Here is a 10709-nt window from a genome sequence, read left to right on the forward strand (position 1 = left end):
CTGTCAATTCTTGTTCCATCCTTTTTTGTTTAGATTTTAAATGGACCTGGGGTATACTAGGGCTAAAGGCATTCAGAAAGGGAGGACAACTTGGATGAAAGTAACAGTTGTTGGTTTTTGGGGTGGATACCCTGGCGTGTCAGAAGCAACCTCTAGTTATTTATTTGAACATGATGGCTATAAGTTGTTAGTGGATTGTGGAAGTGGAGCACTTGGACAGTTGCAAAAGTACGTAGCTCCACAAGAACTTGACGCAGTTATTTTATCTCACTATCATCATGATCATGTTGCTGATATTGGCGTACTTCAATATGCTCGATTAATTCAATCTTACTTAGGAAATGATGTGAAAGAATTACCTATTTATGGACATACATACGATCAAGCAGCGTTTGAAAAGCTGACACATTCTGGCATTACAAAAGGGGTTTCTTATAACCCTAATCAATCGCTAGAAGTTGGACCATTTACCATTACATTTTTACAAACAAAGCATCCTGTGACATGCTATGCGATGCGAATTTCTGCTGGAGATAAAGCTGTCGTGTATACAGCAGATTCTAGCTACATTGATGCGTTCGTGCCTTTTTCACAGCAAGCTGATTTAGTAATCTGTGAATGCAACTTCTATGCTCACCAGAATGGAAGCGGGGCAGGGCATATGACGAGTACCGAAGCAGGGAAGTTAGCACACGGTGCTAACGCGAAAGAACTAATGCTAACGCATCTGCCACACTACGGAGAAGTAGAACAATTAGTAGTAGAAGCAAAAAACGAGTTTACAGGGAACGTTTTTTTAGCAAGTTCAGGATTACAATGGAATAAGTAGGAGGATAAAAGAAAAATGTTATACATTAACAACGGAGATATACATGACCCAAGAATTAATCTAGCAATCGAAGAGTATGCGCTTAAGCATTTAGATATTAACGAAACGTATTTATTATTTTACGTGAATGAACCGTCTATCATTATTGGTAAAAATCAAAATACAATTGAAGAAATCAATACGAAATACGTAGAAGATCAAGGAATTCATGTTGTTCGCCGTTTATCAGGTGGAGGTGCTGTGTACCATGATTTGGGTAACCTCAACTTTAGCTTTATTACGAAAGATGATGGGGAAAGTTTTCATAATTTCAAGAAATTCACGGAGCCTGTTATTGAAGCATTAGCAAAACTGGGAGTAAACGCAGAATTAAGTGGCCGTAATGATATTTTAGCCGAAGGACGTAAAATTTCTGGGAATGCACAGTTTTCAACAAAAGGTCGTATGTTTAGTCATGGAACGCTTTTATTTGATTCTGAAATTGAAAATGTTGTATCTGCGTTGAAAGTAAAAAAAGATAAAATTGAATCCAAAGGTATTAAGTCTATTAGAAGTCGCGTAGCAAATATCAGTGAGTTTTTAACGGATAAAATTACCGTAAATGAATTTAAACAGCTTATCTTACGCTACATTTTTGATGGAGAAGAAAATATTAAAGAATATAAGTTGACTGAAAAAGATTGGGAAAAAATCAACGAAATTTCGAACGAGCGTTATCAAACGTGGGAATGGAATTATGGGAAATCACCAAAATTTAACGTGCAGCATGCTCACCGTTTTCCAGTTGGACAAATTGATGTGCGCTTAGAAGTAAGCAAAGGTACTATTACACAATGTAAAATTTATGGAGACTTCTTTGGAGTAGGAGATGTTAGTGAAGTCGAAGAAAAGTTAACGAACATCCGATACGAAAGATCGAGTATTGCAGCAGCACTAGAAAATGTTGATGTGAAGCACTATTTTGGGAACGTTGAAAAAGAAGAGTTTATTGATCTTATTTATTAAGAGCGTAAAGCAGGCTAGAAAAGAACTTAATTCTTTTCTAGCCTGCTTTTTATTTATATAGTAAGAAGCTATAAAAAGTAAGAGAACTATAAGAGCTGCAGTAATCGTTTGTAATGGAGAAAATTTAAAGTCAGTCTTATCTTTATAAGAGTCTTGTCAACGATAGATAAAAAAAAGTATAATATAGTAAGAAAGTTTCCAATATTACGCCTAAATAATGAATGGTTATTCATTCATTATGGCGAGAGGAGGAGAATAATTGAATTTGTCGTTACAGCTTCATACCACTGCGAAGCAGTATCCTGAAAAGATTGCATACGTGTTTTTGGATAAAGAAGTCACTTATGCTGATCTTGATACCTCTATCACTTTATTTGCAAACGGTTTAAAAAGGTTAGGAGTTCAAAAAGGAGACCATATTGCATTATTACTTGGAAACTCACCGCATTTTATTATTGGATTATATGGTGCTTTAAGAGTTGGCGCTACAGTTATTCCGATTAATCCAACCTACACGAAAGGGGAAATCACGTATGTTTTACAGAACAGCGATGCAAAGGTAGCTATTACGCTTGATCTTTTAGTACCTTTGTTGGAAGAAATGAAAGCAGAAATATCTGCGCTTGAGCATTTGGTTGTTTGTGAGAGTAGCCTTCAAAAAGAACACAATTTTCTATCTTCAAATGATATTCATTCGTTTTCATCTATTGTACAACACCAAGACGTTACATATAAATTCCCAACACTTGATGAAGATGACACAGCTTTAATTTTATATACTTCTGGAACAACAGGTAAACCAAAAGGCGCTATGCTTACTCAGAAAAACGTCTATCAAAATGCTAAAGACGTCGCTGATTATTTAAGTATTAATGGCGAAGATCGAGTAGTAGCTGCATTGCCAATGTTTCATGTTTTTTGCTTAACTGTTGCGCTGAATGCCCCGCTGATGAATGGGGGCACAGTTTTAGTGATGCCTAAATTTAGTCCAACTATTTTCTTTCAGCTTGCGGAAGAGAAAAGAGCAACAATTTTTGCTGGTGTGCCAACGATGTATAACTTCCTTTTACAATCGAATAAGGGTGCTCAAGAAAAAGTGAAGACGCTACGTTTATGCATATCTGGGGGAGCATCAATGCCGGTGGCTTTATTAAAAGAATTTGAAAAACAATTCGGAGTGGTTGTTGCCGAAGGATATGGCTTATCAGAAGCATCTCCGGTTACGTGCTTTAATCCGATTGATAAAGAGCGTAAGCCTGGTTCTATTGGAACTTCCATTATGAATGTCGAAAATAAAGTAGTTGATGAAATAGGAAGAGAAGTTCCCGTAGGAGAAGTGGGAGAGTTAATTGTTAAAGGTGCAAACGTCATGAAGGGTTACTATAAGCTGCCGGAGGATACAGCTCATGCACTTCGAGATGGGTGGTTGTATACAGGTGACTTGGCTCGTATGGACCCCGAAGGTTATTTCTATATTGTAGATCGCAAAAAAGATATGATTATTGTAGGTGGATATAACGTGTATCCAAGAGAAGTGGAAGAAGTGTTGTATTCACACCCTAACGTTGTAGAAGTGGCAGTACTTGGTGTTCCAGATCCTGTATTTGGTGAACAAATTAAATGTTACGTTGTAGTTAAAGATGCTGCTGTTAGTGAACAAGACCTACTTGATTACTGTCAACTTCACTTAGCGAAATATAAAATTCCAAGTAGCATTACGTTTTTAGATGAGTTGCCGAAAAATGCTACAGGGAAGATTTTGCGAAAGGCTTTACGAAAAGAGTTATTAGGAAAGTAAATAAAAAACTGAAAGCGATTTCAGAATAGGGGGGTACTATGGAATCTATTGTGTATGATAAGGATAAACAAGTCGCTACAGTTATTTTAAATCGCCCGGAAGCGATGAACGCATTTAACTACGACATGCTATGTGAACTAGAGCAGGTGGTAGAAAAAGCTCGTATTGATCCAGATGTGCGAGTGGTGAAGTTTATCGGTGCAGGTGAAAGAGCATTTAGCGTGGGAGCAGATTTAAAAGAAAGAAAAACACTTACTGACCAAGAAGTAAAGCGGAATATTTTTAAAATTGGTGAAGTGTTTTCTAAAATTGAACAGCTTCCACAACCTACGCTTGCCGTCATTAACGGTTATGCTTTTGGTGGAGGAATGGAGTTGGCTTTAGCCTGTGACTTTCGATTTGCTGCAGCGGATGTAGGACTTGGATTAACTGAAACAAGCTTGGGAATTATCCCTGGTGCTGGTGGAACTCAAAGATTGCCTCGCATTGTTGGAGAAACAAAAGCACTTGAGCTAATTCTAACAGCAGAGCGGTTACTAGCACAGGAAGCAGAAAAGGTTGGATTAGTGACAAAGGTTAGTCCACTCTATGAATTAAACGATGTTGTTGACGGTTTTATTAGCCGCATATTAGCAAATGCACCAATTGCTTTGCAACAAGCAAAGTTTGCTATTAAAGAAGGAATGAAAGTGGATTTGCAGACGGGATTGCAAATTGAACGGAAAGCGTATGAGTTAACGATTCCAACAGAAGATCGTATTGAAGCTTTAACAGCTTTTGCAGAGAAAAGAAAGCCTGTCTTTAAAGGAAGATAAATAGAATGAAAGAGAACTGTCGATAGCGGCAGTTCTTTTTCTATGGAAAAGGATAACGGGAAACCTCCCTATATAAAGTAAAAGAACCCAATAATTTTGTTCTAAATTTCAGAATGAAACCTACAATAATAATAGTTGATAACTGTTTGTACACTTTTGGATGGTTTTAAAAGGAGGGGTTTATATGAAAAAAATTGTACTTGGTTCGTTTACTTTATTTGTTGTATACGCTGTATTAATATGGCTTTATTTATTTCAATGGAGCGATACCTCTATTCCTGATGCGTTAAAAGGAACAAGTGGTGATCCGGCCACTTTTATGAATGAGAGAGAACTTGTATTAGCACAAGAATATTCACAAATAAAAGATTTTTTATTTTTTCTCTCTGTTCCATATGAATGGTTGGGCTTTGTTTTAGTTCTAGTACTGGGATTCTCGCGTAAATTTAGTAAGTGGGCAAAGGACATTACGAAAATGAGTGCTTTGCAAACTGCTATTTACGTATTCTGGCTATCATTGCTTTTACAGGTGTTTACGTTCCCGCTTGATTGGATTAGCTACAAATTATCGATGGCCTATAATATTACAACGCAACCTTTTACAAGCTGGATGAAGGATATGACTATTGACTTTTGGATAAGTCTTATTATGATGTGCTTAATCGTGTTTGTTCTATATACTCTAATTAACAAGTCGCCAAAAAGATGGTGGCTTTATGCATGGCTATTATCAATTCCTTTTACACTATTTATCACATTTATTCAGCCGGTCGTCATCGACCCTTTATATAATGACTTTTATCCGCTGAAGGATAAGCAGTTAGAAGAAAAAATTCTCCACTTAGCAGATGAAGCATCTATTCCTACGGATCATGTATATGAAGTAAATATGTCTGAAAAGACAAATTCAATGAATGCGTATGTAACAGGGATAGGTGCAAACTCAAGGATTGTACTATGGGATACCACTTTAAATAAATTAAGCGATAATGAAATTTTATTTATCATGGCTCATGAAATGGGACACTATGTGAAAAAGCATATCTATGTTGGAATTGCCAGTGCTCTAGTGCTTTCTTTGGTTGGGTTATGGATGACAAAGAAGCTGTCAGACATGATAATGCGTAAGTGGGGGACTAACTTAAAGGTTAAATCATTTCAGGATGTATCATCATTACCTCTAATCTTACTGTTGCTCTCCGTTCTTACGTTTGCGGTTAGTCCAGCTACAAACTTATTATCTCGACACCATGAAGTGCAATCAGATACTTATGCTTTAGAGTTAACGGAAGACAAGGAAGCGGCGGTCAAAACGTTTCAAGCACTCAGTCGTTCAGGTCTATCTCAGGTAAACCCTCCGTTTCTTGTGAAAGTATTTCGTTATAGTCATCCAACCATTTTAGAAAGAATTGAGTTTATGGAAGAGCATAATAAAGAAGAATAACTGTTATAAAGAAAGTAAATATAAGTAAAAACCTACTAACAGCAAGGGTTTTAGGTGTGAAACCCTTGCTTATATAGAAAATTCGTAAAAGCAAGGGTTCATCTTTTGAATATACTGTTATATAATAATCATTGTAAAATATTATCTGTTTTATAACAAAGTGATAAGGAGGAGTTGTGACTCTCATAACATGTAAAGTTATAAAAATAGCGGAGCGTTTCATATTACTTAACAAAGAAGCGGATGCATCCCAATATACGCTGAATAAAATCCAACTTTCATTCTTATAACTCTCACACTTATAAAGTTGATGTGTTGTTTCTAACAAGTACATGTAAGCGGATTATTAGCTAGTAAAGAAGTTAAAAAGAAGAGAAAATCGCAAGGGGGATATTAAAGTGAACGATTTAAGAGTAAAGCAATTAGAGGATAGTTGGAAAGATGATGAGCGTTGGAGTGGAATTGAAAGACCATATTCAGCAGAAAAAGTAATTGGTTTAAGAGGCTCGATTGATATTGAACATACATTGGCTAGAAGGGGTGCCAATAAATTTTGGAATTTGCTTCAGACAGAAGACTACATTCATGCATTAGGAGCATTAACTGGAAATCAAGCTGTTCAGCAAGTCAAGGCAGGGTTAAAAGCTATTTATTTAAGCGGCTGGCAGGTAGCGGCAGATGCCAATTTATCCGGCCATATGTATCCTGACCAAAGTTTGTATCCAGCTAATAGCGTTCCGCATGTTGTAAAAAGAATTAATCAAGCGCTCCAACGTGCCGACCAGATTCAACATTTAGAAGGAGAAGGAGAAGTGGATTACTTTGCTCCAATCATTGCGGACGCTGAAGCTGGGTTTGGTGGACAGCTAAACGTTTTTGAATTAATGAAAGGTATGATTGAATCAGGTGCATCTGCTGTTCACTTTGAAGATCAATTATCTTCTGAAAAGAAATGTGGTCATCTTGGAGGAAAAGTTTTACTTCCTACGCAAACGGCAGTTAAAAATTTGATTGCTGCTAGATTAGCTGCAGATGTTATGGGAGTTCCTACTATATTAATTGCTCGTACTGATGCAGATGCTGCAGATTTAATCACAAGCGATATTGATCCGGTTGATAAACAGTTTATTAGAGGAGAGAGGACTGCAGAAGGTTTTTATCGTACAAAAGCTGGTTTGGACCAAGCAATTGCCAGAGGGTTAGCTTATGCACCGTATGCTGATTTAATTTGGTGTGAGACATCTGAGCCTAATTTAGAGCAAGCACAACAGTTCGCGGATGCAATTCATGAAAAGTTCCCTGGTAAAATGTTAGCTTACAATTGTTCACCTTCGTTTAACTGGAAGAAAAAACTTGATGCAAAAACAATTGAAAAGTTTCAAAGCGAAATTGCGAAGATGGGTTACAAGTTTCAATTTGTTACGCTAGCTGGATTCCATGCGCTTAACCATAGCATGTTTGAGTTGGCTAGAGGATATAAAGATAGAGGTATGGGGGCTTATTCAGAATTGCAAGAGAGAGAGTTTAGTAGCGAAGTAAATGGCTATACGGCAACAAGGCATCAACGAGAGGTAGGCACGGGCTACTTTGATGAAGTTGCTCAGGTTGTATCAGGTGGTACATCATCTACAACAGCACTAAAAGGATCAACGGAAGAAGAGCAGTTTACAAGTAATTAATATTAAGAAGCAAAAAACACAAGTGGCTTTCACTTGTGTTTTTTGCTCAGGCTGTTGAGAAACTTTGTTCTCAACAGCTTTTTTATGTCTGTCTTTTTTTATCAGTGGTAACACTGATAAAAAAAGACTGGAGTTGATGAAACATGATGGGTGCACTTAAAAATCATCGAGATGAACAAGTGATGGTTTCTGTAGAAGATTTAGTTCCTGCCAATCACTTTTTGCGTACAATTGAAGCGACAATTGATTTTAGCTTTATTGAAGAAAAGCTTCTTCCTTATTATTGTGAAGACAATGGACGTCCTTCCATTCATCCCATTACGCTATTCAAAATGATGTTTATTGGCTACTTTTATGGCGTTCGTTCCGAACGTCAACTTGCCAAAGAAATTCAAACGAATGTGGCGTATCGATGGTTCTTAGGCTTATCGTTAACGGATGCCGTTCCTCACCATTCGACGATTAGTTTTAATCGCCGAACACGCTTTTTAGATACGACGATTTTTGAAGACATTTTTGATGAAATTGTTCGCCAGGCGATAGAACATCGCATGGTTGGTGGACGTGCTTTAATGACAGACTCGACTCATATCAAAGCGAATGCAAATAAACATAAATATGAAAAACAACCAAAGAAGTCCCGCCGACAAGCGTATATGGAAGAGTTAGAAGCAGCCGTCAACGAAGATCGTCTTGAAAACGGAAAAAAAAACTAAGTCCTCGAAAGGAAGGCGTTGCCTTACAAAAACAAACCCGCATCAGTACAACGGATCCCGATAGTGGTTTTATGATGAGAGATGGAAAGCCAGATAGCTTTCATTATTTAGATCATCGAACGGTGGATGTCAAACATAATATTATTACAGACACCTGTATTACAGCTGGCAATGTGGCTGACTCTGTTCCTTATCTTGACCGCCTTGACATACAAATAAAAAAGTTTCGCTTTTCTGTTGAAGCTGTTGCATTAGATGCCGGGTATTTTACAAGCCATATTTGTAAACGCCTTTCTGAAAAAGGGATTTTTATGGTGATGGGCTATCGGCGTTTTGGATCGTCAAACAAAGACGTGCCAAAACGTCTGTTTCACTACGTACAGGAAAAAGATGTATTCGCTTGTCCAATGGGGTGCATTTTATCGTATGCGACTACCAGTCGCACAGGAGATCGTACATACAAATCAAATCCAAGTGATTGTGCCGTTTGTCCAATGAGAAACGGTTGTTTTTCCGCTTCCCAAAAACAACGCGTGGTGACACGTCACATTTGGGAGAGATTCAAAGAACAAGCGCGTCTAAATAAGCGCACAAAAGCAGGTAAACAACTTTATCGTATGCGTTGCACGACGATTGAGCGTAGCTTTGCCGACGCAAAAGAGCTAAATGGGTATCGATATGCCCGGTATCGAGGGCTGAAGTCTGTCCAGATGCAGGCGTATCTGACGGCAGCTTGTCAAAACATGAAAAAAATCGCCCATTACCTGACCAAAACAGGTCAGGTAATGGGCGATTTTTATGGAAAACGACTATTTGTTTGTGAAATGTTTACTTGTTTCACTATAAAAAATGAAAAGAGCCTCAGATTGACGAGAACCTTACAGGTTTCTCGTCAATCTGAGCAAAAAACACAAGTGGCTTTCACTTGTGTTTTTTGCTGGGAGGGGAATTATCCCTTTAATCTAATTGAAAATTTAAACTTATTACTTTGGGATTGCCAAGCAGTATTCTATTTGTTATATTAATAAATGTTCTTAACGAACAGATAACAAGTAAGTTAAGAAAAAAATAAAAAACAAAAAAAGTTGTTGACAACGAGTTGATAACTTGATAAGATAGTAAAGTCGCTTAAGAGCGGCGGTTGAACTTTGAAAACTGAACAAAGCGACAAACGTCAACGTTAATTTTTTAAAACTTTTATGAGCAAGTCAAACATTTCTTCGGAGAGTTTGATCCTGGCTCAGGATGAACGCTGGCGGCGTGCCTAATACATGCAAGTCGAGCGAACTGATTAGAAGCTTGCTTCTATGACGTTAGCGGCGGACGGGTGAGTAACACGTGGGCAACCTGCCTGTAAGACTGGGATAACTCCGGGAAACCGGAGCTAATACCGGATAACATTTTCTCTTGCATAAGAGAAAATTGAAAGATGGTTTCGGCTATCACTTACAGATGGGCCCGCGGTGCATTAGCTAGTTGGTGAGGTAACGGCTCACCAAGGCAACGATGCATAGCCGACCTGAGAGGGTGATCGGCCACACTGGGACTGAGACACGGCCCAGACTCCTACGGGAGGCAGCAGTAGGGAATCTTCCGCAATGGACGAAAGTCTGACGGAGCAACGCCGCGTGAGTGATGAAGGCTTTCGGGTCGTAAAACTCTGTTGTTAGGGAAGAACAAGTACAAGAGTAACTGCTTGTACCTTGACGGTACCTAACCAGAAAGCCACGGCTAACTACGTGCCAGCAGCCGCGGTAATACGTAGGTGGCAAGCGTTATCCGGAATTATTGGGCGTAAAGCGCGCGCAGGCGGTTTCTTAAGTCTGATGTGAAAGCCCACGGCTCAACCGTGGAGGGTCATTGGAAACTGGGGAACTTGAGTGCAGAAGAGAAAAGCGGAATTCCACGTGTAGCGGTGAAATGCGTAGAGATGTGGAGGAACACCAGTGGCGAAGGCGGCTTTTTGGTCTGTAACTGACGCTGAGGCGCGAAAGCGTGGGGAGCAAACAGGATTAGATACCCTGGTAGTCCACGCCGTAAACGATGAGTGCTAAGTGTTAGAGGGTTTCCGCCCTTTAGTGCTGCAGCTAACGCATTAAGCACTCCGCCTGGGGAGTACGGTCGCAAGACTGAAACTCAAAGGAATTGACGGGGGCCCGCACAAGCGGTGGAGCATGTGGTTTAATTCGAAGCAACGCGAAGAACCTTACCAGGTCTTGACATCCTCTGACAACTCTAGAGATAGAGCGTTCCCCTTCGGGGGACAGAGTGACAGGTGGTGCATGGTTGTCGTCAGCTCGTGTCGTGAGATGTTGGGTTAAGTCCCGCAACGAGCGCAACCCTTGATCTTAGTTGCCAGCATTTAGTTGGGCACTCTAAGGTGACTGCCGGTGACAAACCGGAGGAAGGTGGGGATGACGTCA

6 protein-coding genes, 1 rRNA gene and 1 pseudogene (1 of these 8 only partly in view) are annotated in these 10709 nt (G+C 39.2%); all 8 read left to right on the forward strand.

Features of this window, described 5'->3' with window-relative positions; genetic code table 11:
- Window positions 1-94: 94 nt before the first annotated feature.
- Window positions 95-829 carry an MBL fold metallo-hydrolase gene (locus MKZ18_RS03730; protein ID WP_025907640.1) on the forward strand — a complete coding sequence of 245 codons (735 nt, stop codon included), beginning with the start codon at window positions 95-97 and terminating at the stop codon, window positions 827-829.
- Between the two features lie 15 nt (window positions 830-844).
- Window positions 845-1834, forward strand: a complete 990-nt coding sequence (locus MKZ18_RS03735; protein WP_025907641.1) for a lipoate--protein ligase — start codon at window positions 845-847, stop codon at window positions 1832-1834.
- A gap of 259 nt (window positions 1835-2093) precedes the next feature.
- A complete protein-coding gene (locus tag MKZ18_RS03740; RefSeq protein ID WP_061786404.1) occupies window positions 2094-3632 on the forward strand; it encodes a fatty acid--CoA ligase family protein in 1539 nt (512 codons plus the stop codon).
- 38 nt (window positions 3633-3670) lie between these two features.
- Window positions 3671-4447 (forward strand): enoyl-CoA hydratase-related protein, encoded by a 777-nt coding sequence (locus tag MKZ18_RS03745; RefSeq protein WP_061786403.1) that lies wholly within the window; start codon window positions 3671-3673, stop codon window positions 4445-4447.
- A 184-nt stretch (window positions 4448-4631) separates the two neighbouring features.
- On the forward strand, window positions 4632-5891 hold the full coding sequence (locus tag MKZ18_RS03750; protein WP_061786402.1) for a M48 family metallopeptidase: 1260 nt from the start codon (window positions 4632-4634) through the stop codon (window positions 5889-5891).
- 398 nt (window positions 5892-6289) lie between these two features.
- Window positions 6290-7570 (forward strand): isocitrate lyase, encoded by a 1281-nt coding sequence (gene aceA, locus MKZ18_RS03755; protein WP_025907645.1) that lies wholly within the window; start codon window positions 6290-6292, stop codon window positions 7568-7570.
- A 143-nt stretch (window positions 7571-7713) separates the two neighbouring features.
- Window positions 7714-9086: pseudogene (locus tag MKZ18_RS03760) on the forward strand (IS1182 family transposase); the annotation flags it as partial.
- A gap of 417 nt (window positions 9087-9503) precedes the next feature.
- Window positions 9504-10709 (forward strand): 16S ribosomal RNA (locus tag MKZ18_RS03765); it runs 347 nt beyond the window's last position.

This window comes from Priestia sp. FSL W8-0001, from assembly GCF_038050335.1.
In the GTDB taxonomy this organism is placed as follows: Bacteria; Bacillota; Bacilli; order Bacillales; family Bacillaceae_H; genus Priestia; species Priestia flexa.

Bases quoted from the DNA above. Each gene is read 5' to 3' on its own strand.
- MKZ18_RS03730 (WP_025907640.1), top strand. From the start codon at position 95: ATGAAAGTAACAGTTGTTGGTTTTTGGGGTGGATACCCTGGCGTGTCA.
- MKZ18_RS03735 (WP_025907641.1), top strand. From the start codon at position 845: ATGTTATACATTAACAACGGAGATATACATGACCCAAGAATTAATCTA.
- MKZ18_RS03745 (WP_061786403.1), top strand. From the start codon at position 3,671: ATGGAATCTATTGTGTATGATAAGGATAAACAAGTCGCTACAGTTATT.
- MKZ18_RS03750 (WP_061786402.1), top strand. From the start codon at position 4,632: ATGAAAAAAATTGTACTTGGTTCGTTTACTTTATTTGTTGTATACGCT.